The sequence below is a fragment of the Burkholderia sp. BCC1988 genome, assembly GCF_905339895.1.
In the GTDB taxonomy this organism is placed as follows: domain Bacteria; phylum Pseudomonadota; class Gammaproteobacteria; order Burkholderiales; family Burkholderiaceae; genus Burkholderia.
The window spans coordinates 132,658-157,894 of the sequence record NZ_CAJPHA010000006.1 but is presented as its reverse complement, the minus strand read 5'-3'; the positions used below and the strand labels follow the sequence as shown (position 1 = coordinate 157,894).

23 protein-coding genes are annotated in these 25,237 nt (G+C 65.7%); 3 read left to right on the top strand and 20 right to left on the bottom strand.

Features of this window, described 5'->3' with window-relative positions:
* Positions 1 to 88: 88 nt before the first annotated feature.
* From U4012_RS10705 to U4012_RS10695, 3 genes are read right to left on the bottom strand one after another with little or no spacing between them, the layout of a single operon-like run.
* On the bottom strand, positions 89 to 883 hold the full coding sequence (locus U4012_RS10705) for a MetQ/NlpA family ABC transporter substrate-binding protein (protein ID WP_321798347.1): 795 nt from the start codon (positions 881 to 883) through the stop codon (positions 89 to 91).
* Between the two features lie 27 nt (positions 884 to 910).
* Complete coding sequence (locus tag U4012_RS10700) at positions 911 to 1,564, bottom strand: methionine ABC transporter permease (RefSeq protein ID WP_044844825.1); 654 nt, start codon at positions 1,562 to 1,564, stop codon at positions 911 to 913.
* Complete coding sequence (locus U4012_RS10695; RefSeq protein ID WP_044844826.1) at positions 1,554 to 2,588, bottom strand: methionine ABC transporter ATP-binding protein; 1,035 nt, start codon at positions 2,586 to 2,588, stop codon at positions 1,554 to 1,556. Before U4012_RS10695 ends, U4012_RS10700 begins: the two co-directional genes overlap by 11 nt.
* 216 nt (positions 2,589 to 2,804) lie before the next feature.
* Here U4012_RS10695 and U4012_RS10690 point away from each other — a divergent pair, with 216 nt between their 5' ends.
* A complete protein-coding gene (locus U4012_RS10690; RefSeq protein WP_321798344.1) occupies positions 2,805 to 3,728 on the top strand; it encodes an alpha/beta hydrolase in 924 nt (307 codons plus the stop codon).
* 22 nt (positions 3,729 to 3,750) lie between these two features.
* On the opposite strand, the gene U4012_RS10685 is transcribed toward U4012_RS10690, so the two are convergent.
* Positions 3,751 to 4,674, bottom strand: coding sequence for a histone deacetylase family protein (locus tag U4012_RS10685; RefSeq protein WP_044844828.1), 924 nt, complete (start codon positions 4,672 to 4,674; stop codon positions 3,751 to 3,753).
* A 43-nt stretch (positions 4,675 to 4,717) separates the two neighbouring features.
* Here U4012_RS10685 and mltB point away from each other — a divergent pair, with 43 nt between their 5' ends.
* Positions 4,718 to 6,067, top strand: a complete 1,350-nt coding sequence (gene mltB / locus U4012_RS10680) for a lytic murein transglycosylase B (RefSeq protein ID WP_082088495.1) — start codon at positions 4,718 to 4,720, stop codon at positions 6,065 to 6,067.
* A 76-nt stretch (positions 6,068 to 6,143) separates the two neighbouring features.
* Here mltB and cysM read toward each other — a convergent pair whose 3' ends face one another.
* The 16 genes from cysM to gyrA all read right to left on the bottom strand — a co-directional run bounded on the left by cysM (position 6,144) and on the right by gyrA (position 23,898).
* On the bottom strand, positions 6,144 to 7,046 hold the full coding sequence (gene cysM, locus U4012_RS10675; protein ID WP_321798341.1) for a cysteine synthase CysM: 903 nt from the start codon (positions 7,044 to 7,046) through the stop codon (positions 6,144 to 6,146).
* Positions 7,047 to 7,252: 206 nt separating this feature from the next.
* Entirely contained in the window at positions 7,253 to 7,597 is a 345-nt protein-coding gene (locus U4012_RS10670; RefSeq protein ID WP_044844831.1) for a ComEA family DNA-binding protein, read from the bottom strand.
* A gap of 74 nt (positions 7,598 to 7,671) precedes the next feature.
* Positions 7,672 to 8,664 carry an ADP-glyceromanno-heptose 6-epimerase gene (gene rfaD, locus U4012_RS10665; protein WP_044844832.1) on the bottom strand — a complete coding sequence of 331 codons (993 nt, stop codon included), beginning with the start codon at positions 8,662 to 8,664 and terminating at the stop codon, positions 7,672 to 7,674.
* Between the two features lie 58 nt (positions 8,665 to 8,722).
* Positions 8,723 to 9,673 (bottom strand): D-glycero-beta-D-manno-heptose-7-phosphate kinase, encoded by a 951-nt coding sequence (rfaE1, locus tag U4012_RS10660; protein WP_124487829.1) that lies wholly within the window; start codon positions 9,671 to 9,673, stop codon positions 8,723 to 8,725.
* Between the two features lie 7 nt (positions 9,674 to 9,680).
* Positions 9,681 to 11,081, bottom strand: a complete 1,401-nt coding sequence (locus U4012_RS10655) for a UDP-glucose/GDP-mannose dehydrogenase family protein (protein ID WP_321798336.1) — start codon at positions 11,079 to 11,081, stop codon at positions 9,681 to 9,683.
* Between the two features lie 90 nt (positions 11,082 to 11,171).
* Positions 11,172 to 12,344: a lipopolysaccharide assembly protein LapB gene (lapB, locus tag U4012_RS10650; RefSeq protein WP_124571003.1), complete on the bottom strand. Its 1,173-nt coding sequence runs from the start codon at positions 12,342 to 12,344 to the stop codon at positions 11,172 to 11,174.
* A gap of 53 nt (positions 12,345 to 12,397) precedes the next feature.
* On the bottom strand, positions 12,398 to 12,691 hold the full coding sequence (locus U4012_RS10645; RefSeq protein WP_044844835.1) for a lipopolysaccharide assembly protein LapA domain-containing protein: 294 nt from the start codon (positions 12,689 to 12,691) through the stop codon (positions 12,398 to 12,400).
* Between the two features lie 210 nt (positions 12,692 to 12,901).
* Positions 12,902 to 13,225: an integration host factor subunit beta gene (locus U4012_RS10640; RefSeq protein ID WP_034187427.1), complete on the bottom strand. Its 324-nt coding sequence runs from the start codon at positions 13,223 to 13,225 to the stop codon at positions 12,902 to 12,904.
* A gap of 22 nt (positions 13,226 to 13,247) precedes the next feature.
* Positions 13,248 to 14,960, bottom strand: coding sequence for a 30S ribosomal protein S1 (gene rpsA / locus U4012_RS10635; protein ID WP_044844859.1), 1,713 nt, complete (start codon positions 14,958 to 14,960; stop codon positions 13,248 to 13,250).
* A 142-nt stretch (positions 14,961 to 15,102) separates the two neighbouring features.
* The gene (gene cmk / locus U4012_RS10630; RefSeq protein ID WP_044844836.1) at positions 15,103 to 15,789 is read right to left on the bottom strand and encodes a (d)CMP kinase; all 687 of its coding nucleotides are present in this window, start codon (positions 15,787 to 15,789) and stop codon (positions 15,103 to 15,105) included.
* 12 nt (positions 15,790 to 15,801) lie between these two features.
* Entirely contained in the window at positions 15,802 to 17,106 is a 1,305-nt protein-coding gene (gene aroA, locus U4012_RS10625) for a 3-phosphoshikimate 1-carboxyvinyltransferase (protein ID WP_044844837.1), read from the bottom strand.
* Between the two features lie 20 nt (positions 17,107 to 17,126).
* Positions 17,127 to 18,053 (bottom strand): prephenate dehydrogenase/arogenate dehydrogenase family protein, encoded by a 927-nt coding sequence (locus U4012_RS10620; RefSeq protein WP_321798327.1) that lies wholly within the window; start codon positions 18,051 to 18,053, stop codon positions 17,127 to 17,129.
* Positions 18,054 to 18,240: 187 nt separating this feature from the next.
* Positions 18,241 to 19,323, bottom strand: a complete 1,083-nt coding sequence (gene pheA, locus U4012_RS10615; RefSeq protein ID WP_321798325.1) for a prephenate dehydratase — start codon at positions 19,321 to 19,323, stop codon at positions 18,241 to 18,243.
* A gap of 33 nt (positions 19,324 to 19,356) precedes the next feature.
* Entirely contained in the window at positions 19,357 to 20,439 is a 1,083-nt protein-coding gene (serC, locus tag U4012_RS10610) for a 3-phosphoserine/phosphohydroxythreonine transaminase (RefSeq protein ID WP_321798323.1), read from the bottom strand.
* A 172-nt stretch (positions 20,440 to 20,611) separates the two neighbouring features.
* Positions 20,612 to 21,211, bottom strand: a complete 600-nt coding sequence (locus U4012_RS10605) for a DUF2059 domain-containing protein (protein WP_044844860.1) — start codon at positions 21,209 to 21,211, stop codon at positions 20,612 to 20,614.
* 83 nt (positions 21,212 to 21,294) lie between these two features.
* A complete protein-coding gene (gene gyrA / locus U4012_RS10600) occupies positions 21,295 to 23,898 on the bottom strand; it encodes a DNA gyrase subunit A (RefSeq protein WP_044844841.1) in 2,604 nt (867 codons plus the stop codon).
* A 553-nt stretch (positions 23,899 to 24,451) separates the two neighbouring features.
* Between gyrA and ompA the strand changes: the two genes are divergently transcribed.
* Positions 24,452 to 25,123 (top strand): outer membrane protein OmpA, encoded by a 672-nt coding sequence (ompA, locus tag U4012_RS10595; RefSeq protein WP_044844842.1) that lies wholly within the window; start codon positions 24,452 to 24,454, stop codon positions 25,121 to 25,123.
* The last annotated feature ends 114 nt before the right edge of the window (positions 25,124 to 25,237 follow it).

Here is a 25,237-nt window from a genome sequence, read left to right as displayed (position 1 = left end):
CTATTTTAAAAGAGAAAAAACCCGGACGCAAAGCCCGGGTTTTCGATCATCGACTCTAATCGTCACCGGGTGCGCCCCGCATCACGTGTTACCAGGCGGCGATCACCGCGCCGCCGAACTTCTGTTCGATGAACTGCTTCACTTCCGCGGAATGATAAGCCGCGACCAGCTTCGCGACCCACGGCTTGCCCCGGTCGGCCTCGCGAATCGCGAGAATGTTCGCGTACGGGCCGGTCGGGCCCTCGATCGCGATCGCATCCTGTTTCGGTTTCAACCCCGCTTCCATCGCGTAGTTGGTATTGATCGCCGCCGCGTCGACGTCGCCGAGCGAGCGCGGAATCTGCGCCGCATCGAGCTCGACGATCTTCAGCTTGCGCGGGTTATCGACGATGTCGAGCGGCGTCGCCTTCAGCCCGGCGTCCGCGCGCAGCTTCAGCAGCCCCTGCTTCTGCAGCAACAGCAGCGCACGGCCGCCGTTGGTCGGATCGTTCGGCACCGCGATGCGCGCGTCCGGCTTCAACTCGGCCAGCGACTTCACCCGCTTCGAATAGATGCCCATCGGGAACGTGACGGTCTCCGCGACCTTGATCAGCTTGTAGCCGCGATCCTTCACCTGCGCCTGCAGATACGGATCGTGCTGGTAGCTGTTCGCGTCGAGATCGCCGGACGCGAGCGCCGCGTTCGGTTGCACGTAATCCGAGAATTCGACGACGCGGATGTCGAGGCCGCCCTTGGCCGCGACCTTCTTCACCACCTCCATGATCTGCGCGTGCGGGCCGCCCGTCACGCCCACCTTGATGGTTTCGGTCTGCGCGTGCGCGCTCGCGAACAGTGCGGCCGCGCCGAACGCGGCCGCGAACTTCAGCATGAAGCGTCGTTGCATCCTATCCCCCAACGAATGAATGTCGTGTTACTTGTGGCTCAGCCGGCGCACGAGCCAGTCGCCGAACGACTGCACGATCTGCACGAACACGATCAGGATCGCGACGACCGTCCACATCACTTCCGGCAGATAGCGCTGGTAGCCGTAGCGGATCCCGAGATCGCCGAGCCCGCCGCCGCCGATCGCACCGGCCATCGCCGAATAGCCGACGAGCGATACGAACGTGATCGTCAGGCCCGCGACGATGCCCGGCAGCGATTCGGGCAGCAGCACCTTGAACACGATCTGCGAGGTCGTCGCACCCATCGACTGGGCCGCCTCGATCAGCCCGCGGTCGACTTCGCGCAGCGCGGTCTCGACCAGCCGCGCGACGAACGGTGCGGCCGCGAGCGTCAGCGGCACGACCGCCGCGGCCGTGCCGATCGACGACCCCGTGACGAGCCGCGTGAACGGAATGACCGCGACCAGCAGGATGATGAACGGCGTCGAGCGCACCGCGTTCACGATGCCGCCGAGCACGCGATTCACGCCGAGGTTCTGCAGCACGCCCTGGCGGTCGGTCAGGTAGAGCAGCACGCCGAGCGGCAGCCCGACGAGCGCGCCGACCGCCCCCGAGATGCCGACCATGATCAGCGTCTCCCAGAACGACTGCACGAACATATCGAACATCTCACTCAACATACGAAAGCTCCTCTACCACCACACCTTGCTCGCGCAGGAACGCGAGCGCCTGCCCGACCTTGCCCGGTTCGCCGCCCGCGAGCACCGCGAGCGACCCGAACGCCTGCCCCTGGATCTCGTCGATCTGGCCATGCAGGATGTTGAAATCGAGTTCGTACCGGCGGATCGTCTCCGACAGGATCGGCTGGTCGACACCCGAGCCGGTGAACGCGAGCCGCAGCAGATGCCCGCTGCCCGTCTTCAGGCGCTCGGCCACGCGCGCCTTCAGCGCCGGCGGCAGTTCCTGCGCGATCACGTCGCCGATCAGCGCGCGCGTCACTTCGTGATGCGGCTGCAGGAACACGTCGATCACGCGGCCCTCTTCGACCACGCGGCCCGCGTCGAGCACCGCCACGCGATCGCACACCTGCTTGATGACTTCCATCTGGTGCGTGATCAGCACGATCGTCAGGCCGAGTTCGCGGTTGATGCGCTTCAGCAGGTCGAGGATCGCGCGCGTGGTCTCGGGGTCGAGCGCCGACGTCGCTTCGTCCGACAGCAGCACCTTCGGCTTGCTCGCGAGCGCGCGGGCGATGCCGACGCGCTGCTTCTGGCCGCCGCTGATCTGCGCCGGATAGCGATCCTTCTGCGCGGACAGCCCGACGAGGTCGAGCAGCGGCAGCACCGCCGCCTCGATCTCGGCACGGCTCGCGCCGGCCAGCTCGAGCGGCAGCGCGACGTTGTCGAACACCGTGCGCGACGACAGCAGATTGAAGTGCTGGAAGATCATGCCGATTTCGCGGCGCGCTTCGCGCAGCGCGCCGGACGACAGCAGCGTGAGATCGCGTCCCCCGACGACGACATTGCCTTCGGTCGGCCGCGTGAGCAGGTTGATGGTGCGCACGAGCGTGCTCTTGCCGGCGCCGCTTCGGCCGATGATGCCGAACACCTCTCCCTGCGGGATCGTCAGATTGACGTTGTGCAATGCGTCGACCCAGCCGGTCGGCCCGGGAAAACGCTGCGACAGATTGCGTAATTCGATCATGTAAACAAAACGGCGGCCGGCTGGCGAGGCCCGCCAGTCGGCCGCCGAAGCATCTGGAATAGCCGGCGATTTTACCGCAAACCCCTCATTCCACTTAATAATCGATTTCGATCTTTTCATAACCAGACGAAATTAGAGGGGCGCTGCTGGCCCGCCGCGCGGGTACCGCGACTATGATCCGGAACACCGATGCCAACGAGACAGGGGACCCGCCAGATGACCGCCACCACCACGCAGGCCGCCGCACCCGCCGCCACCTCGGCATCGGGCCCGGTATCGCCGCCCGCCCCACGGATGGGCCGGCTGCGTACCGCGGACGGGCTCGAACTGGCGTCGTATTGCTGGCCGGCCGGCGACGGCACGGTGACGCCGCTTGCGACGATCGCGCTCGCCCACGGCCTCGCCGAGCATGTGGGCCGTTACGCGGCGCTCGCGGCCAGATTGAACGCGGCGGGCATCGACGTGCTGGCGATCGATCTGCGCGGGCACGGCCAGTCGCCCGGCAAACGCGCATGGGTCGAGCGTTTCGACGATTACCTGAACGATGCGGATGCGCTGGTTGCCGAAGCCGCCCGCGGCGCCACGCCGCTCTTCCTGATGGGGCACAGCATGGGCGGCGCCGTCGCGGCGCTGTATGCGATCGAACGCGTGCCGGCTCGCGGCCACGCGCTGGCGGGCCTCGTGCTGTCGAGCCCGGCGCTCGCGCCGGGACGCGACGTGCCGCGCTGGATGCTCGCGATGAGCCGCTTCATCAGCCGCGTGTGGCCGAGCTTCCCTGCAATCAGGATCGATGCGGCGCTGCTGTCGCGCGATCCGGCCGTCGTCGCGGCCAATCGCGCCGATCCGCTCGTGCACCACGGCGCGGTGCCGGCGCGCACCGGCGCCGAAATCCTCGATGCGATGGCGCGCATCGAGCGCGGTCGCGGCGCGCTGCGGGTGCCGGTGCTCGTCTATCACGGCACCGAGGACAAGCTGACCGAACCCGATGGAAGCCGCGTGTTCGGCGCCCGCGTCGGCTCGCCCGATCGCACGCTGACGCTATACGAAGGCGGGTTCCACGAAACGATGAACGATCTCGAGCGCGACCGCGTGATCGATGCGCTGATCGCGTGGATTCACGCGCACGTGCCGGCGCGCTGAGCGCGCGCCGATCCGCTGCCGGTCAGATGCCGGCCAGCACGCGCAGGTGCGCGACGACGCTGCGCCCGAGTGCCGACAGGTTGTAGCCGCCCTCGAGACAGCTCACGATGCGACCCTGCGCATGCCGGCGCGCGACGTCGACGACCTGCGCGGTCAGCCATTCGAAATCGGATTCGACGAGACCGAGGTTGCCGATGTCGTCCTCGCGATGCGCGTCGAAACCGGCCGACACGAACAGCATTTGCGGCTTGAACGCGTCGAGACGCGGCAGCCAGAACATGTCGACCGCTTCGCGGATCGCCATCCCGTTGCTGCGCGCAGGCATCGGCAGGTTGACCATGTTCGGCGCCTGGTGATCGGCGCCCGAGAACGGGTACAGCGGATGCTGGAAGAAGCTGCACATCAGCACGCGCTCGTCGTTCGCGAACGCGGCTTCGGTGCCGTTGCCGTGGTGCACGTCGAAATCGATGATTGCGACCCGCTCGAGGCCGTGCACGTCGAGCGCGTGCCGCGCGGCGATCGCGACGTTGTTGAAGAAGCAGAAGCCCATCGCGCGCGCGGGTTCCGCGTGATGGCCGGGCGGCCGAACGCTGCAGAACGCATTCGCGTAGCGGCCTTCGATCACCGCGTCGGTCGCCGCGATCGCGGCGCCGGCCGCACGCAGCGCGGCGCGCCACGTGTCGCGGTTCATCAGCGTGTCGGGATCGATCTCGACGTAGCCGTCGACGGGCATCATGCTGCGGATGTAGTCGATATGGGCCTGCGTATGCACGCGGCCCAGCGCCACCTCGCTCGCGAACGGCGCGGTTTCGTGCACGATCAGGTCGTCGATGCGGCTCGCGATCAGCTGATCCTGGATCGCCGACAGTCGGGCCGGGCATTCCGGATGCCATTCCCCCATCTCGTGCAGCATGCAGTCGGGGTGCGTATAGAAGGCGGTTGCCATAAGCTGTCATCCGCGACGCGGGTTGCGCCGCAGGTCTCCATCAATGATGTCCATCGTCTGCCGCGAATTCGCCGCTAACTTACCACAACGGTGCGCTGCTACGCCCCGGCACGCAAGGTGCGTCGGGTATACTGCGCCGAACCCCATCGCCCTGTCCGCCCGCTTCGACATGAATTCCAGCAAGCCTGCCGCCCTTCTCTCCGCACTGTTCCGCGTTCGCGTTCCGCTCGTTGCCGCTGCCGTCGCCGCTACCCTGGCCGCCGCACCCGCCGCCGCGCAAACACAGCCTGCGAAGTCTCCCGGCACGCTCGTCGCGCAGGCGCAACCGCAGCAGCCGACGCCGCCGGGCCAGACCTTCGAAGAGGAGATCGTTCCGCAGCGTTACGCGAGCAACGCGAAGGTCGATGCGTTCATCGACGAGATGGTGAGCCGCAACGGCTTCGATTCCGCGAGCCTGCACGCGCTGTTCTCGCGCGTCAGCTACTCGGCCACGGCCGTGAAACTCGTGAAGCCGGCGCCGACGCCTTCGGTGAAGAACTGGAGCGTCTATCGTTCGCGCTTCATCGAACCGATCCGCATCAACGCGGGCGTGAAATTCTGGAAGGCGAACCGGGCGACGCTGCAGCGCGCGTCCGAGGAATTCGGCGTGCCGCCCGAGGTGATCGTCGGCATCATCGGCGTCGAAACGATCTACGGCCGCTACATGGGCAACTTCCGCGTGCTCGATGCGCTGACGACGCTCACGTTCGACTACCCGGACACGCCGAATCGCGACAGTCGCCAGGCCACGTTCCGCAAGAACCTCGAGGACTTCCTCGTCTGGACCCGCGACAACCAGCTCGACCCGACCACCGTGCTCGGCTCGTACACGGGCGCGATCGGCATCCCGCAGTTCCTGCCGAGCAGCATCCGCGAGTATGCGGTCGACTACGACGGCGGCGGCCACGTCGATCTGCGCAGCAGTCCTGCCGATGCGATCGGCAGCGTCGCAAACTACCTGAAGCAGCACGGCTGGGAAACCGATCGCCCGGTGGTCTGGCGGATCACGCCCGACACGGGCAGCCTCGGCATCGCCCAGGCGGCCGCGGACGGCCAGCCCGAACCGCACTGGGCACTGTCGCAGCTGCTTCGCGCCGGCATGACGCTCAACGAGCCGACGGTCAATATCACCACCGAAGCCGGCACGCCGGTGACCGTGGTCGATCTGCCGTCGCCGGGGCGCGCAACCGAGTACATGCTCGGCCTCAAGAACTTCTACGTGCTGACGCGCTACAACCGCAGCTTCTTCTACGCGCTCACCGTGTACCAGCTCGGCGAAGCCGTGAAGGCGCAGATGGAAGCGAGCGGCGCGCTGCCGCTGCCCGCAGCGGACACGGAAGCGCCGGCGCAGTAAGCTCGGCCCGCGCAAAGAAAAAGCGCCGCTCGTGCGGCGCTTTTTTATCGCGTGATCCTGCCGATGCCGTTCCGGCTCAGGCAGGAAACACGCCGGTAGACAGGTAGCGGTCGCCGCGATCGCAGACGATGAACACGATCGTCGCGTTCTCGACCTGGCGCGCGATGCGCATCGCGACTTCGCATGCGCCACCCGACGAGATGCCGGCAAAGATGCCTTCGACGGCCGCGAGCCGGCGCGCCATCGTTTCGGACGCGGCCTGGCTCACGCTCTCGACGCGATCGACGCGGCTGCGATCGAAGATCGTCGGCATATAGGCCTCCGGCCACTTGCGAATGCCCGGGATGCGCGACCCTTCTTCCGGCTGCGCGCCAACGATCTCGATCGCCGGATTCTGTTCCTTCAGAAAACGCGACGTGCCCATGATCGTGCCCGTCGTGCCCATCGCCGACACGAAGTGCGTGACGCGCCCCTCGGTGTCGCGCCAGATCTCAGGGCCCGTGCCTTCGTAGTGCGCGATCGGGTTGTCGGGGTTCCCGAACTGATCGAGGATCACGCCCTTGCCTTCGCGCTGCATCTGCTCCGCGAGGTCTCGCGCCAGTTCCATCCCGCCCTTTACCGGCGTCAGGATGATTTCGGCACCGTAAGCGGCCATGCTCTGGCGACGCTCGACCGACAGGTCCTCCGGCATGATCAGCACCATCTTGTAACCGCGGATCGCCGCGGCCATCGCGAGCGCGATGCCCGTATTGCCGCTCGTCGCCTCGATCAGCGTATCGCCCGGCTTGATGCGGCCGCGGGCCTCGGCCTTGTTGATCATCGACAGCGCCGGGCGATCCTTCACGGAACCGGCCGGATTGTTGCCTTCCAGCTTGGCGAGCAACACGTTGTTACGTGCGCGAATCTCGTCGTCCGGCAGGCGGACCAGTTGCACGAGCGGCGTGTTGCCGATCGTGTCTTCGATAGTTTTGTAAGCCATGGAGATACCGTGAGTGCGAGGCTGATCAATCGATTGATTGTAAACCAGCGCCGGGGCTCGCGCCGGCAACCCCCATTGCGACGGTGGAATAGGCGTGCCCGCGATTCACGATCGTGCGCGTGCGGCATGCACGCAAAAAACCCGCGGCATGCCGCGGGAAGCCGTCGCAACGACGGCGACTGAAGGAGCCCTTCGCCTCGCGTGCGTTACTTCTGCGCAGTGCGGGCGGGCGCCGCGGCAGGTTTCACTGCCGCAGGCTTGCCCGCGGCGGGTGCCTGCGCACCCGAGCCTGCTGCGCCGATCGTCAACCCCTCCTGCTGAAGGCGCTCGACCGTATGGCCGCCCATGCCTTTCACGCGCGATGCAAGATCGTCTGCATTCCTGAACGGGCCGCGTGCGCCGCGCTCGTCGAGAATCGCCTTTGCCCGCGCGGGACCGATGCCCTTGATGCCGACGAGTGCATCCTCGTTCGCGGTGTTGACGTCGACGGCCGCCCAGGCCGACGCGATCGCGCCGAACATCGCTGCGGCGGCAAACCATTTCCTGATCATGTGCTGGATCTCCGATGAAAAACGGTCGGCGGCTGCCGACCGTGAGACCCAGTCTAGCGACGCGACGCGCGGACTTAAACCTGGCCGGACAGCCAACGCACGTAGCGGTCGACACCTTCCTGCACCGTCAGGAACGGCGCATCGTAGCCGGCAGCACGCAGCTTCGTCTGGTCGGCCTGCGTGAAGCACTGGTACTTGCCGCGCAGCGCATCCGGGAACGGCACGTATTCGATCAGCCCCTGCTCGACCTGCTGCGCGAGTGTCAACGGCGGCAGGCCGTCGAGCGCGCGCAGCGTGTTCACGACCGTCGACGCGATGTCGTTGAACGGTTGTGCGCGGCCGGTGCCGAGGTTGAAGATGCCCGACTTCTCCGGATGATCGAAGAAGAACAGGTTCACCTTCGCGACATCCTCGATCGACACGAAGTCGCGCGTCTGCTCGCCCGGCGCATAACCGTTGTACTCGCCGAACAGCTTGACCTTGCCTTCCGCGCGGAACTGGTTGAAGTTGTGGAACGCGACCGACGCCATGCGGCCCTTGTGCGTCTCGCGCGGGCCGTACACGTTGAAGTAGCGGAACCCGGCGATCTGGCTCTTCGCGCTCGGCAGCACGCGCCGGATCACCTGGTCGAACAGGAACTTCGAATAGCCGTAGACGTTCAGCGGCGCCTCGACCTCGCGCTCCTCGACGAAGCGCGTCGAGCCGCCGTAGGTCGCCGCCGACGACGCGTACAGGAACTGCGCGCCCTGCGCGAGGCACGCATCGAGCACCGCGCGACTGTAGCGGAAGTTGTTGTCCATCATGTAGCGGCCGTCGGTTTCCATCGTGTCCGAACAGGCGCCTTCGTGGAACACCGCGCGTACCTTGCCGAAATCGCCGCGCGCGAAGCGTTCGACGAATTCCGTCTTGTCGAGATAGTCGTCGATCTCGCAATCGACGAGATTGCGGAACTTTTCCGCGCGCGTCAGATTGTCGACCGCGATGATGCGCGACTCGCCACGCTCGTTGAGCGCCTTGACGATGTTCGCGCCGATAAAACCGGCTGCGCCGGTGACGATGATGGTCATGGTCGTCCTGCCTGAAAAATGGGAGCCGTCCGGCCGGCGCGTGCGCCGCCCGATGCGCTCAGTGAAACAGTTCGTCGTAGCCGACGGTCGCCGTGCCGAGCTTGCCGACCACGATACCCGCGGCACGGTTCGCGAGCACGACGGCGTCGACGAGCGGCACGCCTGCGCCGAGCATCGTCGCGACGGTCGCGATCACGGTATCGCCCGCCCCCGACACGTCGTACACCTCGCGCGCGAGCGCCGGCGCGTGCAGTTCGCCCGCGGCCGAAAAGAGCGTCATCCCCTCTTCCGAACGCGTGAGCAGCAACGCATCGAGATCGAGTTCCGCGCGCAGCTTCGCGACGCGCGCGCGAAGGTCGTCTTCCGAATGCCACTGACCGACGACTTCGCGCAACTCCGCGCGGTTCGGCGTGATCAGCGAGGCGCCGCGATAGCGCGCCCAGTCGCCGCCCTTCGGATCGACGAGCACCGGCTTGCCGGCCGCGCGCGCCTTCTCGATCATCGTCGTCACGTGCGTCAGCCCGCCTTTCGCGTAATCCGACATCAGCACGATGTCGTGCTGCGGCAGCAGCGCGTCGAACCGCGCGAGCCCGGCGAGCAGCACCTCGTGCGTCGGCATCGCCTCGAAATCGACGCGCAGCAGCTGCTGCTGGCGCGCAAGCACGCGCAGCTTGATGGTCGTCGGCAGCGCCGCGTCGCGCTCGAGATGGGGCGTGACGCCACTGCTGCCGAGCAGCTCGACGATCCGCTCACCGGGTTCGTCGCAGCCGACCACGCACAGCAGCCCGGCCTGGGCGCCGAGCGTCACGGCGTTGCGCGCGACGTTGGCCGCGCCGCCGAGCCGCTCTTCCTGGCGCTGCACGTGCACGACGGGCACCGGTGCTTCCGGCGAAATACGGTCGACGTTGCCGAACCAGTAGCGGTCGAGCATCACGTCGCCGACCACGAGCACACGCGAACGCGCGAGCTGCGCGCGCGGGACCGGCACCACTTCGCGAAGGGTCGTCATCGTGCGCTCATCCACGGGAGGAGGACTGCGGATCGACATGCGGACGCCCGATCGCGTGGTAGTCGAAGCCGAGTTCGGCCATCGCGTCCGGTTCGTACAGGTTGCGTCCGTCGAAGATCACCGGCGCCTTCAGTTCGGCCTTCAGGCGCGTGAAATCCGGGCTCCGGAATTCCTTCCACTCGGTGACGATCACGAGCGCATCCGCGGCGCTCACGGCCGCGTCCTGGGTATCGACGAAATGCAGACGCGCAAGCGCGTCGGAAGCCTCGCCGAGATCGAGCGCGAACACGCGGCGCGCCTCGTCGATCGCGACCGGATCGTACGCGCGCACGATCGCGCCGCGCCCGAGCAGCGCGCCGATCAGCCGACGGCTCGGCGCCTCGCGCATGTCGTCCGTATTCGGCTTGAACGCGAGGCCCCAGACCGCGAATTCGCGACCGGTCAGGTCCGCGCCGAAGCGCTGCTCGATCTTGCCGATCAGCACGTCCTTCTGCGCGGAGTTGGCCGCTTCGACGGCCTCCAGGATGCGCAGCGGCTGGCCGTTCTCGCCGGCGGTGCGGATCAGCGCCTGCACGTCCTTCGGGAAGCACGAGCCGCCGTAGCCGACGCCCGCGTACAGGAAGTGATAGCCGATGCGCGGATCGGAACCGATCCCGCGGCGCACGGCTTCGATGTCGGCACCGACCTTGTCGGCGAGATTCGACATCTCGTTCATGAACGAGATGCGGGTCGCGAGCATCGCATTCGCCGCATATTTCGCGAATTCCGCCGAACGCACGTCCATGTAGATCGTGCGCTCGTGATTGCGGTTGAACGGCGCGTACAGCTTCTTCATCCTCTCGCGCGCCACCGTGCCCGTCTCGTCGTCGTCGACGCCGATGACGATCCGGTCCGGGCGCATGAAGTCCTCGACTGCCGCGCCTTCCTTCAGGAATTCCGGATTCGATACGACGGAGAAACGGTGCGCGACGCTGCCCGCGAGCCCGCGGGCGCCGAGCGCCTCGTCGACCACCGCGCGCACGCGCTGCGCGGTGCCGACCGGCACCGTCGACTTGTCGACGATCACCTTGAAACCGGTCATGTAACGACCGATGTTGCGCGCGGCCTCGAGCACGTATTGCAGGTCGGCCGAACCGTCCTCGTCGGGCGGCGTGCCGACGGCGATGAACTGGATCTCGCCGTGCGCGACGCTCGCCTCGATGTCCGTCGAGAAGCGCAGACGCCCTGCCGCGCGATTGCGCGCGATGATGTCCAGCAGGCCCGGTTCGTGAATCGGCATCCCGCCGTTGTTCAGGATCTCGATCTTGCGCGGATCGACATCCAGACAGAAGACGTCGTGGCCGATCTCGGCGAGGCAGGAGCCTGTGACAAGACCGACATAGCCGGTGCCGATGATGGTGATTTTCATAGATGTTCCGGTACGTCCCGGTAATTGACTAACTTGCCCGCCGGGCCGGACCCGGCGGGAACCGCAGTACGTCGGCGCCGCGCGCCGGGATCAACCCGGCATCGCAGGTTCGACGCGGCGCGGCGCATAGGTTTCCCAGCCGCTGCATCCGGGGCACTGCCAGTAGAAGAGCCGTGCCCGGAAACCGCAATTCTGGCACGTATAGCGTGGCAGATTTTTGGTGCGCTGCTTGATCAGCGCGCGCATCATTTCAAGTTCCTTACGGCGCGGCTCGTCGGCGGCCGCGATCTGCGCATCGAGCAGGTGCAGCATGCCCGACAGGTTCGGCGACTTCTCCATCTGCGTGCGCGCGAGCGTATGCGCCGCGTCCTGGCCGCGCAACCCGGCGATGTGCTGATACGCAGTATCGAGCAGGTCGTTCGACGGATAGCGATCGACGTAGCCCATCAGCAGCTCGGCGCCCTCGACCGGCTTGTCGAGCGCGACATAGGCCTTCATCAGCTTGTCGGCGACGAGCGGCAGATAAGCGGGATTTTGCGCCTCGACGCGCTTCCAGTGCTCGATCGCGGCCGCGTGATCGCCCGCCGCCTGCGCGGCATCACCCGACAAGATCGTCGCGCGGACGTTCTGCGGGTTCGCGGCAAGCGCGAGCTTCAACTGCTCGGCCGCGGCCGTGGCGTTCTTGCGTTGCAGCGCGTCCTGCGCGAGTTCGCAGTGGAACTGCGCGATTTCGGTGCCGAGCGGCTTGTCGCTCATCGATTCGATGCGCTTCGCGGTGTCGATCGACTTGTTCCAGTCCTTCTCGATCTCGTAGATCGTCAGCAGCGCCCGCTGCGCGCCCAGCGCGTAGTCGCCGTCGGCGAGCCGGTGGAAGGCCTCCTCGGCACGATCGAGCAGGCCGGCCTTCAGGAAATCCTGGCCGAGTTCGTACAGCGCATGGTCGCGCTCGTTGACGGGCAGGTCCGTGCGGCTCAGCAGATTCTGGTGCACGCGGATCGCACGGTCCGTTTCGCCGCGACGGCGGAACAGGTTGCCGAGCGCGAAGTGCAGCTCGACCGTCTCGGGGTCGAGTTTCGCGACCTCGATGAACGCGTCGATCGCCTTGTCCGGTTGTTCGTTCAACAGAAAGTTCAGGCCGCGGAAATACGATCGCGGCAGGTTGGCGCTCTCCGACAGGAGGTTCTTCAGGTCATAGCGTGACGCCGCCCAGCCGAGCGCGAACGCCACCGGAATCGCGAGCAACCACCAGAAATCCAGATCCATGCGAAATATCGAAGCAGAGACGAAAACCGCGCGGGAGTCGCGCGGCGTCCGTGTTAAATGACGGGCGGCATCGGCGGCTGGTCGACGATGGCCGGGGTTTCGCGCGCCGCACGCAGATCGCGCTTCAGGCGCCCGTTCTCGAGGCGCAAGCGGAACATCGCCGGCAGTGCCGACAGCAGGCCGGCCAGCAGCCCGACGACGAAGAACGCGAGGCCGATCAGGATCAGCGGCGCTTGCCATGCGTAGCCGGCAACGAAATTCAGCGTCGCGGTTTGCGTATTGGCCAGTGCGAGCACCAGCAGCAGCACGAACACCAATACCCGGATCAGCCAGACGATAAACTTCATGTAGCCCTCTCTTTGTTGAGGTTTGCCGCGGCGCGCGACTCCCCTTCGCGGCGCCGAATCGACCCGTATTGTAAAGGAAGCGTTTCCGCGTCACCGCACATCCTGCGGATGCGCATTGCCGCACGGCAGCCGGAAATGAAAAAAGCGCCCGCAAGGGGCGCTTTTTTCTTCAGCCTTCGCCGGACGGATTCCGGGCAAGCCGAACGACGTTCAACGTTCGTCGTCCGGATCATCAGCTTTCAGCGGCTCGCCGGCGCGGCCGTCGACGCGTTCACGCAATTCCTTGCCGGGCTTGAAGTGAGGCACGAACTTCTCGGGCACCTGCACTTTCTCTCCCGACTTCGGGTTGCGTCCGACGCGTGCCGGGCGACGGTTGAGGCCGAAGCTGCCGAAACCCCGAATTTCGATACGGTGCCCTTTCGCCAGGGCGTCGGACATCGCATCGAGCATCGTTTTCACCGCGAAATCCGCATCCTTGAGGACAAGTTGCGGAAATCGCAGTGCCAGCTGCGCGACCAACTCGGATTTGGTCATACTTCAGCAGACCTCGTGAGGCTTACTGGTTCTGGCCGTCGAGCTTCGCCTTCAGCAGCGCGCCGAGGTTGGTCGTACCGGTCGCAGCAGCGCTGGTGTCCGACTGCAGGCCGCGGATCGCTTCCTGTTGTTCAGCCGAATCCTTCGCCTTGATCGACAGGTTGATGCCACGCGACTTGCGATCGATGTTGATCACCATCGCGTTGACCTTGTCGCCTTCCTTCAGCACGTTGCGTGCGTCTTCGACGCGATCCTGCGAGATTTCCGATGCACGCAGGTAGCCTTCGATGTCGCCCGTCAGCGTGATAACAGCGCCCTTCGCGTCGACCGACTTCACCACGCCGTCGACGATCGAACCCTTGTCGTTCATTGCAACGTAGTTGCTGAACGGGTCGCCTTCGAGCTGCTTGATGCCGAGCGAAATACGCTCCTTCTCGACGTCGATACCGAGCACGATCGCTTCGACTTCGTCGCCCTTCTTGTACTTGCGAACGGCTTCTTCGCCGGCTTCGCTCCACGACAGGTCCGACAGGTGGACCAGGCCGTCGATGCCGCCCGGCAGACCGATGAACACGCCGAAGTCGGTGATCGACTTGATTGCGCCCGTGATCTTGTCGCCCTTCTTGAAGTTGCGGCTGAAGTCATCCCACGGATTCGGCTTGCACTGCTTCATGCCGAGGCTGATACGACGACGGTCTTCGTCGATCTCGAGGACCATGACTTCGACTTCGTCGCCCAGCTGGACAACCTTCGACGGTGCAACGTTCTTGTTGGTCCAGTCCATTTCCGACACGTGGACGAGGCCTTCGATGCCCGATTCCACTTCGACGAATGCGCCGTAGTCGGTGATGTTCGTGACCTTGCCGAACAGGCGCGTGCCCGACGGGTAACGGCGCGAGATGCCTTCCCACGGATCGTCGCCCAGTTGCTTGATGCCCAGCGAGACGCGGTTCTTCTCTTGGTCGAACTTGAGGATCTTCGCGGTGACTTCCTGGCCAACCGACAGGACTTCGCTCGGGTGACGCACGCGACGCCATGCGATGTCGGTGATGTGCAGCAGGCCGTCGATGCCGCCGAGGTCGACGAACGCGCCGTAGTCGGTGATGTTCTTGACGACGCCGTTGACGATCGCGCCTTCCTTCAGCGTCTCGAGCAGCTTCGCGCGCTCTTCGCCTTGCGTTGCTTCGATCACTGCACGACGCGACAGCACGACGTTGTTACGCTTGCGATCGAGCTTGATCACGCGGAACTCGAGCGTCTTGCCTTCGTACGGGGTCGTGTCCTTGACCGGACGCGTGTCGACCAGCGAACCCGGCAGGAACGCGCGGATGCCGTTGACCATCACGGTCATGCCGCCCTTCACCTTGCCGGTGATCGTGCCGGTGACGAGTTCGTTGTTGTCGAGGGCCTTTTCCAGCGACAGCCACGATGCCAGGCGCTTCGCCTTGTCGCGCGACAGGATCGTGTCGCCGTAGCCGTTTTCGAGTGCGTCGATCGCGACGGACACGAAATCGCCCGACTGCACCTCAACCTCGCCCTGATCGTTCAGGAATTCCTCGATCGGAATGTAAGCCTCGGACTTCAGGCCTGCATTGACGACCACGAAGTTGTGGTCGACGCGCACGACTTCGGCGGAAATCACTTCGCCGGCGCGCATGTCTTGACGGGTCAGCGACTCTTCGAACAGAGCCGCAAAGGATTCGGTATTCGGGGTGGAGGTTTGCAGGTCGGACATAAAAATCTGATTGTGCATGGCTCGCTGTGCCACGCCGGCCGGAATGGCAGGCTGAAAGGGCCAGATCGAGGTCCATACGGGGTTAAGGGTTCGAAACACGCTCCGCGCTGCTCGCGCGAAGCACCTACTGCCGCTCGCCTTCTCAGGCGGGCTGGCCGAGCGCCCGGTACCACTGCAGCACCTGGTCGACCGCTTCATCGACCGAAAGCGCCGACGTATCGAGCAGCTTGGCATCTGCCGCGGGCTTCAGCGGCGCGGCGGCGCGATTGCTGTCGCGCGCGTCACGTTCACGAAGATCCCGGAGCAAGTCATCTATATTAGCAGAAAAACCTTTTTGCATCAATTGCTTATGCCGTCTGGCCGCGCGCGCCTCGGCGCTGGCCGTCAGAAACACCTTCAGCACGGCGTCCGGGAAGATTACGGTGCCCATGTCGCGCCCGTCGGCGACGAGGCCCGGCGTCTTGCGGAATGCTCGCTGGCGCGCGACCAGCGCGGTACGCACCGGCCCGTGCACGGCAATCGCCGACGCGCGGTTGCCGACCGCTTCGGCGCGGATGTCGTTCGACACGTCGACGCCGTCGAGCTGCGCGCAGCCTTCGCGGAACGTGATGTGAAGATCGTCGATCAGCTTCACGAGCGCGTCGATGTCCTCCGCCGCGATGCCGTAGCGTACGCTCGCGAGCGCGGCGAGACGATACAGCGCGCCGCTGTCGAGCAGGTGGAAGCCGAGATGCGCGGCGACGAGCGCGGCGACGGTCCCCTTGCCGGAAGCTGTCGGACCGTCGATCGTGATGACGGGGGTCGGGTGAAAGGGTCGGGTCGATTTCATCGGTACGGTGGGTCAGGCCTTGGCGAGCGCGGCGAAGCGGTCGAAATAGTCGGGGAACGTCTTGCCGACGCACTTCGGATCGTTGATTCGCACGGGCACGCCGCCCAGACTGACGAGCGAGAAGCACATCGCCATCCGGTGATCGTCGTACGTGTCGATCGCGGCGTTCGGCGTGAGTTGTTGCGGCGGCGTGACGACCAGATAGTCGGGGCCTTCCTCGACGATCGCGCCGACCTTGCGCAACTCGGTCGCCATCGCGGCGATGCGGTCGGTTTCCTTCACGCGCCAGCTCGCGATGTTGCGCAGCGTGCTCGTGCCGCTCGCGAACAGCGCCGCGACCGCGATGGTCATCGCCGCGTCGGGAATCAGGTTGAAGTCCATGTCGATCGGCTCGAGCTTGCCATGGTCGTGGCCGATGCCGCGCACCTCGATCCAGTCGTCGCCCATCGATACGTTCGCGCCCATCTGCATCAGCGCATTCGCAAAGCCGACGTCGCCCTGGATGCTCGCGCGCCCTACGCCCTCGACGCGCAGCGGGCCGCCGCCGAGCGCGCCGGCCGCGAGGAAATACGAGGCCGACGACGCATCGCCCTCGACCATGATGCGCCCCGGCGAACGGTAGCGGACGCCGGCCGGCACGACGAAGCGCTGCCAGCCGTCGCGCTCGATGGTCACGCCGAAGCGCTCCATCAGCCGGATCGTGATGTCGATGTACGGCTTCGAGATCAGTTCGCCGTCGACTTCGACGACGATCCTGCCGTCCTTCGCCTTCACGAGCGGCAGCGTCATCAGCAGCGCGGTGAGGAACTGGCTCGACACGTCGCCGCGAACGCGGATCGGCGCGTCGACCGTGATCGCCGCAGGCTTGATCCGCAGCGGCGGAAAACCGTCGTTCTGCTCGTAGTCGATCTGCGCGCCGATCTGCCGCAGGCCGTCGACGAGATCGCCGATCGGCCGCTCGTGCATGCGCGGCACGCCATGCACGCGATAGTCGCCGCCATTGACCGCGAGCGCCGCCGTCAACGGTCGCACCGCGGTGCCCGCGTTGCCGAGGAACAGGTCGGCGGTCTTCGCGGTGAACGCGCCGCGCGTGCCGGTGACGACACAGGTGTCGCCGTCGCGCGCGAGCTTCACGCCGAGCTTGCCGAGCGCATCGAGCATCACGCGCGTGTCGTCGGAATCCAGCAGGTTGGTGATCGTCGTATCACCTTCGGCAAGCGCCGCAAGCAGCAGCACGCGGTTCGAGATGCTCTTCGAGCCGGGCAGGCGCACGGTGCCCGACGCACTGGAATACGGGCCGAGATCGAGATAGTCCATGGGAATCGTCCTGTTTCCTGTTATTTCTTGGCCGGTTCGGCAGCGGGCTGCGCGCCGCGTTCCTGCCATGCCTTGCGGGCCGCGCGCGAGCGCGTGAACACGGCTTCGAGCGCCGCGCCGTCGCCGGCGTCGATCGCCGCACGCAGCCGGGCGAGCACGCGCGTGTAGCCGTCGAGCTCGTCGAGCAGCGCCGCGCGATTCGCGACACACACGTCGCGCCACATCTCCGGGCTCGACGCCGCGATCCGCGTGAAGTCGCGGAAGCCGCCCGCCGCATACGAGAATTTCAGTTCGGCATCCGTCTCGCCGAGGATCTGCTCGACGAGCGCGAACGACAGCACGTGCGGCAGATGGCTGATCGACGCGAACACGCGATCGTGCTGCGCCGTGCTCATCGTGCGCACGTCGGCGCCGGTCGCCCGCCACATCGCGTCGATCCGCGCGACCGCGTCGGGCGAGTTCTCCGGCAGCGGGCACAGCACGACGTTGCGGCCGACGTACAGATCCGGCAGCGCGGCCTCGACGCCGCTCGACTCGCGCCCGGCGATCGGGTGGCCCGGCACGAATTGCGCGATCCGCGCACCGAGCACGTCGCGCGCCGCCGCGACGACATCGGACTTGGTGCTGCCCGCGTCGGTGACGAGCGTCGCGGCGTCGAGCCACGGCGCGATGCGCGCGAGCAACGGGCCCGTTTGCGCGACGGGCGCGGCCAGCAGCACGAGATCGGCGCCGGCAAGCGCGTCGCGCAGTTGCGCATCGTCGTCGAGCGCCGCCGCGCGATCGATCACGCCGAGCGCGAGCGCGCGCTCGACCGACGCACGGGAGCGGCCGACGCCGACGACTTCGCCCGCGCCGCCCGGCGCGCGCTCGCGCAGCGCGCGCGCCAGCGATCCGCCGATCAGGCCGACGCCGAAGATGACCAGTTTGTTGAATGCAAAGCCTGACACGACAAGAGCCAAGTGACGCGCGCGGAACGACGCCCCGCGCGCGGAAGTCCAGATTCCGGGCAACGGGCCCGCACCCGGCACGACCTGCACCGGATACCGCCCGAGCCCGCCTTGGGCAGCGCCGCCCGGCCTGCCCTGCCCGCTTCGCCGCGCCGCCCGCGCGGTGCAGGCGACGGGCCGCTGCGCGTCAGCGCGCGCGCGGATACGAACCGAGTACCTTCAGGAACGCGGCCTTCTGGCCGAGCTCCGCGAGCGCGGCGGCCACGGCTGGCTCGTCCCGATGCCCTTCGATGTCGATGTAGAAGTAATACTCCCACGTGCCGACGCGCGCCGGGCGCGACTCGAAGCGGGTCATCGACACCCCGTGCCGCGCGAGCGGTTCGAGCAGCTTGAACACCGCGCCCGGCTCGTTCTTCACCGACACGATCAGCGAGGTCTGGTCGTGACCGCTCGGTCCGGCCGGCTGCTTGCCGATGATCACGAAGCGCGTGCGGTTGTGCGGATCGTCCTGGATCAGCGAGAACGCGATCTGCAGCCCGTAGTGCGCGGCCGCGCGGTCGCCCGCGATCGCCGCGACGCTCGGGTCGGCCGCCGCGAGACGCGCGGCCTCCGCGTTGCTCGACACCGCTTGCCGCTCGAGCTGCGGTGCGTTCGCGGCGAGCCACTGCTGGCATTGCGCGAGTGCCTGCGCATGCGCGCAGACGCGCTTCACGCCGTCGAGCGTGCCGTTCTGCGTGAGCAGGTTGTGATGGATCGGCAGCGCGAGTTCGCCGCTGATCAGCAACTGCGTCTGCAGCAGCAGGTCGAGCGTGCGCGACACCGCGCCTTCGGTCGAATTCTCGACCGGCGCGATACCGAATGCGGACGCGCCCGCCTCGACCGAGCGGAACACCTCGTCGATCGACGGACACGGCAGCCCTTCGATCGACTGGCCGAAATACTCGAACATCGCCTGTTCGCTGTACGTGCCGACCGGCCCGAGGAACGCGACGTGGATCGTCTGCTCGAGCGCGCGGCTCGCGGCCATGATCTCGCGCCAGATGGCGCTGATGTGCTCGCTCGCGAGCGGCCCCGCGCTCATGTCCTGCAGGCGCGCGATCACCTGCAGCTCGCGTTCCGGCCGGAACACCGGCGCATTGAAATGCTTCTTGACCTCGCCCACCTCGAGCGCCACCGCGGCGCGCTGGTTGAGGAGCGCGATCAGCTGCGCGTCGATCGCATCGATGCGGTCGCGCAGCGGTTTCAGGCGGGAATTCAGTTCGTCGTCCATGCGTTTTGCCGTGCTGTTTGAACAGCGCCGCCGTCAGGCGCCGCGCCGTTCGAAGTCCTTCATGTACTCGACGAGCGCTTGCACGCCCTCGAGCGGCACCGCGTTGTAGATCGACGCCCGCATGCCGCCGACGGACTTGTGGCCCTTCAGCTGCAGCAACCCGCGCGCCTTTGCGCCGGCAAGGAAGTCTTCATTGCGCGTTTCGTCGGCCAGGAAAAAGGGCACGTTCATCCGCGAACGCACCGCCGGCTCGACCTTGTTCAGATAGAAGCTGCTCGCATCGATCGTGTCGTAGAGCAGCTTCGCCTTCTCGATATTGCGGGCCTCGATCGCCTCGAGGCCGCCCTGCCGCTTCAGCCACTGGAACACGAGGCCCGCGACGTAGATCGCATAGGTGGGCGGCGTGTTGTACAGCGAGTTGTTCTCGGCGACGGTTTTCCATTCGAATGCGGACGGGCAGATCGACAGCGCGCGATCGAGCAGATCCTCGCGCACGATCACGACCGTCACGCCGGCCATCCCGATGTTCTTCTGCGCGCCGCCGAACAGCACGCCGTACTTCGCGACGTCCATCGGGCGCGACAGGATGTGCGACGAGACATCGGCGACGAGCGGCACGTCGCCGAGGTCGGGAATCTCGAACGTCTCGACGCCGTCGATCGTCTCGTTCGTGCACAGATGCACGTAGGCCGGATCGTCCGACAGCTGCCATTCGGCACGGGCAGGCGCGCGCGTGAAACCGTCGGCCGTCTTGCCGGAGGCGGCCAGATGCGGCGTGCCGTATTTCTTCGCTTCGTTGAACGACTTCTGCGACCACGAGCCCGTCACGACGAAGTCGGCGGTCTTGCGCGCGCCGAGCAGGTTCATCGGCACGATCGCGTTCTCGGCGATGCCGCCGCCCTGCAGGAACAGGATCCGGTGGCTGGCCGGCACATCGAGCAGGTCGCGCAGGTCGGTCAGCGCCGCCTCGTGGATCGACATGAATTCCTTGCCGCGATGGCTCATCTCCATCACGCTCATGCCGCTGCCGTGCCAGTCGAGCATTTCGTCGGCGGCCTGCCGCAGCACTTCCTCGGGGAGCGCCGCAGGACCGGCGGAGAAATTAAAGACGCGCATCGTGAAAACCTCGGGAGGGACGCGACCGGCTTGCGACCGGCTTGCCGCCGGCAGAAAGAACCGCGCCTGAAAAGAAATGGCCGCTTGCGCTCGCGCGCAAACGGCCATTATCGCACTGTCATCAGGCTCCCGCCAAACCCGGCCGAACGGCCGGGCGACGTGCCCGGACGGCTTACTTGCCCGGCTTGACTGCCGCGACTTCCTTGTCAGCCTGCGCGCGCGTCGCCTGGATCGCTTGCGGCATGTACTTCTGCATCAGGCCGTTGACCACGTCGCGGCCGACCTGATCCTGAACCTGGATGAACTTGCGGCCCGTCGGGCTCTTGTAGAACGTCGTCAGATCCTTGATCTCCGACGTGCTGTAGTACTTCGCATAGGCGTCGTACTGAGCCGACATCGCGTCGTTCTGGAACTGCTGCGAGCCGAACACCTTGCCCGCGCCGTCAACCAGCTTCGGCACCGCGTTCTTCTGCAGCGTCGGCACGGCAGCCTGCTTCTGCTTGTCGTTCAGCGACTTGTTTTCCGACAGCGCGTCCGACAGGATCGCCGGCACGAGCTGCTTTGCCTGCATCTCGGCGCTGTTGCCGATAGCCGACACGAGCTTCGGCGCGTCGATCGCGTCGAGCAGATCCTTGATCGCTGCCTTCTTGTCGGCGTCGATCGGCGCAGCTGCCGCGGTCGCAGCCGGTGCGGAATTCGACAGCGCTTGCGCCATCGCGAACGTCGGCACCAGTGCAGCCAGCAGAACCAGTTGCTTGAATTGCTTTTGCATCATCACTCCCTTTTGGAAATATGAATGGTTGCTCGCCGACCGCGGCGCTTTTCGCCCGCGGCGGCTCGAGTCTCATCCGTTCTTCAGGCTTCGCCGTCCGACGCCTCGTCGGCCTCGCCATCGCCCTCTTCGGCTTCCGCGATCTGCTGCAGGCCGGAGAGCTTGGTACCCTCATCGAGACTGATGAGTGTAACACCTTGCGTGGCGCGCCCCATTTCGCGAATCTCGGACACACGTGTCCGGATCAACACGCCGGCGGTCGTGATCAGCATGATCTGATCCTCGGCGTCGACGAGCGTCGCGGCGACGACCTTGCCGTTGCGCTCGGACGTCTGGATCGCGATCATCCCCTTCGTGCCGCGGCCGTGACGCGTGTACTCGGTGATCGGCGTGCGCTTGCCGTAGCCGTTTTCAGTCGCGGTGAGCACGGTCTGCTCCTCGCTGCCGGCAACCAGCAGCGCGATGACCTGCTGCCCGTCCTCGAGCTGCATGCCGCGCACGCCGCGCGCTTCCCGGCCCATCGGGCGCACGTCGTTCTCGTCGAAGCGCACGGCCTTGCCGGCGTCGGAGAACAGCATCACGTCGTGCGCGCCGTCGGTGATCGACGCGCCGATCAGGTAATCGCCCTCGTCGAGGCCGACCGCGATGATGCCCTTCTTCATCGGGCGGCTGAATGCTTCGAGCGGCGTCTTCTTCACGGTGCCGAGCGACGTCGCCATGAACACGAACTTGTCGGCCGAGAACTCCTTGACCGGCAGCACGACGTTGATCTTCTCGCCTTCCTGCAGCGGGAACATGTTGACGATCGGACGGCCGCGCGAGTTGCGCGAGCCTTGCGGCACTTCATAGACCTTGACCCAGTACACGCGGCCGCGGTTCGAGAAGCACAGGATGTAGTCGTGCGTGTTCGCGATGAACAGCGTCTCGATCCAGTCGTCTTCCTTCATCTGCGTCGCCTGCTTGCCGCGACCGCCGCGCTTCTGCGCGCGATACTCGGACAGCGGCTGCGACTTCACGTAGCCCGCGTGCGACATCGTGACGACCATGTCCTGCGGCGTGATCAGGTCTTCGGTATTCAGCTCGGTCGCGTTCAGCTCGATCTTCGAGCGGCGCGCGTCGCCGAATTCGGCCTTCACCGACGTCAGCTCTTCGCCGATCATCGTCGTGATCCGCTCCGGGCGCGCGAGGATGTCCAGCAGGTCGGCGATCTGCGCCATCACTTCGCGGTACTCGCCGATGATCTTGTCCTGCTCGAGACCGGTCAGGCGCTGCAGACGCATCTGCAGGATTTCCTGCGCCTGCGTGTCGGACAGACGGTACAGCCCGTCGGTCTGCATCCCGAACGCCGGGTTCAGGCCTTCCGGACGGTACGCGGAGCGGCCGCCCGCGGATGCGTTCTCGGTCTCGGCGCGCGTCAGCATCTCGCGCACGAGCGACGAATCCCACGGCTTCGCCATCAGTTCCTGCTTCGCGATCGGCGGCGTCGGCGCGGCCTTGATGATCGCGATGAACTCGTCGATGTTCGCGAGCGCGACCGCGAGACCTTCGAGCACGTGGCCGCGTTCGCGGGCCTTGCGCAATTCGTAGATCGTGCGGCGCGTCAGCACTTCGCGTCGATGCGACAGGAAGCACTGCAGGATTTCCTTCAGGTTCAGCAGCTTCGGCTGGCCGTCGACCAGCGCGACCATGTTCATGCCGAACGTGTCCTGCAGCTGCGTCGCCTTGTACAGGTTGTTCAGCACCACTTCGGGCACTTCGCCGCGCTTCAGCTCGATCACGACGCGCATGCCGCTCTTGTCGGACTCGTCGCGGATGTCGGAGATGCCCTCGAGCTTCTTCTCGTTGACAAGCTCGGCAATGCGCTCGAGCAGCGAGCGCTTGTTCACCTGGTACGGCAGCTCGTCGACGATGATCGCCATCCGCTGGCCGCGGTCGATCTCCTCGAAGTGCGTGGCCGCGCGCATCACGACGCGGCCGCGCCCGGTGCGGTAGCCGTCGCGCACGCCGGCGACGCCGTAGATGATGCCGGCCGTCGGGAAGTCCGGCGCCGGGATGATCTCGATCAGCTCGTCGATCGTCGCTTCCGGGTTGCCCAGCAGGTGCTGGCACGCGTCGACGACTTCGTTCAGGTTGTGCGGCGGGATGTTGGTCGCCATGCCGACCGCGATGCCCGACGAGCCGTTGATCAGCAGGTTCGGGATGCGCGACGGCAGGACCGACGGCTGCATCTCGTTGCCGTCGTAGTTCGGCTCGAAGTCGACCGTTTCCTTGTCGATGTCGGCGAGCAGCTCGTGACCGATCTTCGCCATGCGAATTTCGGTGTAACGCATCGCCGCGGCGTTGTCGCCGTCGATCGAGCCGAAGTTGCCCTGCCCGTCGATCAGCATGTAGCGCAGCGAGAAGTCCTGCGCCATCCGCACGATCGTGTCGTACACCGCGGTATCGCCGTGAGGGTGATACTTACCGATCACGTCACCGACGATACGCGCCGATTTCTTGTACGCGCGGTTCCAGTCGTTGTTCAGTTCGTGCATCGCGAACAATACGCGCCGGTGCACGGGTTTCAGGCCATCGCGGACATCCGGAAGGGCACGTCCGACGATCACGCTCATCGCGTAATCGAGATACGAACGGCGCATTTCCTCCTCTAGGGAGGTGGGCAGGGTCTCTTTGGCGAATTGATCCATGTATCCGTATCGTTTCGGAGCGAAGACGGCGAACGCCTTTCGCGTGGGCGCTGCATGCGCAACGCAACGCGAGATTCTAACATGAGCCCATCAGCCGCCGATTCGCCACCCCCTCTATATGTAAACAGCAAAAATCGCGACCACGGCAGCAGCACGGCGAACCGGCAGCGATCGCACCCCTTCAGGCGGCTCGGGGGCCGCGCGGATCCGAGTCGCGCACGCGGGTAAACCGCGCACGCGGGTAAACATTTGCGGCCTTTCGCGCAATTTCGCGGACCCACTCTTGACAATCTCTAAAAGTTACGGCAGGCCGGTGTTGCGCATGCACCACAAAGTTGAAGCGATCTTAGGGTGGGGAGGATTTTTTTTCGTAGGAAGGGAACGATATGGCAAAATGCCAACGCACTGAAAGTTAGACGCTGCTCGAAGTCTACACAGAGCGGTGCCGCGTTTTTTGTGCCGCACCAATGTTATACTTCGAGCAATGTATGACTTGTCACCGTCAACAGGCTCGCAGTAAACCTGCGGTAATCTCAATTTCGAGAGGAGAAATATGAATAAACTTTCAAAGCTCGCGTTCATTGCAGCTACCGCAGTTATGGCTGCATCCGCTTCGGCACAGTCGGTGCCGGCGTCGCGTCAAGCCGTCAACGACAACTGGGTGAACGGCACGGGCGAATGGGTGTGGATGAACGGCACGAACGAGCTCTGCTGGCGTGACGCGTTCTGGACGCCGGCCACCGCCAACGCGAAGTGCGATGGCGCACTGGTCGCCCAGGCACCGGCACCGGCACCGGTCGCTCCGGTCGCTCCGGCAATCACGAGCCAGAAGATCACGTATCAAGCCGACGCACTGTTCGACTTCGACAAGGCAACGCTCAAGCCGCTGGGCAAGCAAAAGCTGGACGAACTGGCTTCGAAGATCCAGGGCATGAACACGGAAGTGGTCGTCGCTACGGGCTACACGGACCGCATCGGTTCGGACAAGTACAACGACCGCCTGTCGCTGCGCCGTGCGCAAGCCGTCAAGTCGTACCTGGTCAGCAAGGGTGTCCCGGCCAACAAGATCTACACGGAAGGCAAGGGCAAGCGCAACCCGGTCACGACGGGCTGCAACCAGAAGAACCGCAAGCAACTGATCGCCTGCCTCGCACCGGACCGCCGCGTGGAAGTCGAAGTGGTCGGTACGCAAGAAGTCCAGAAGACGACCGTTCCGGCACAGTAAGCCGCGGTTTTCGACTGCTTCAAAGCCCCGCTCCGGCGGGGCTTTTTCTTTGACGCCCGCCCAGGCGCTCGCTGGCCTCGTTGTGCGCCCCCTTATATACTCGGGGCTGACGTA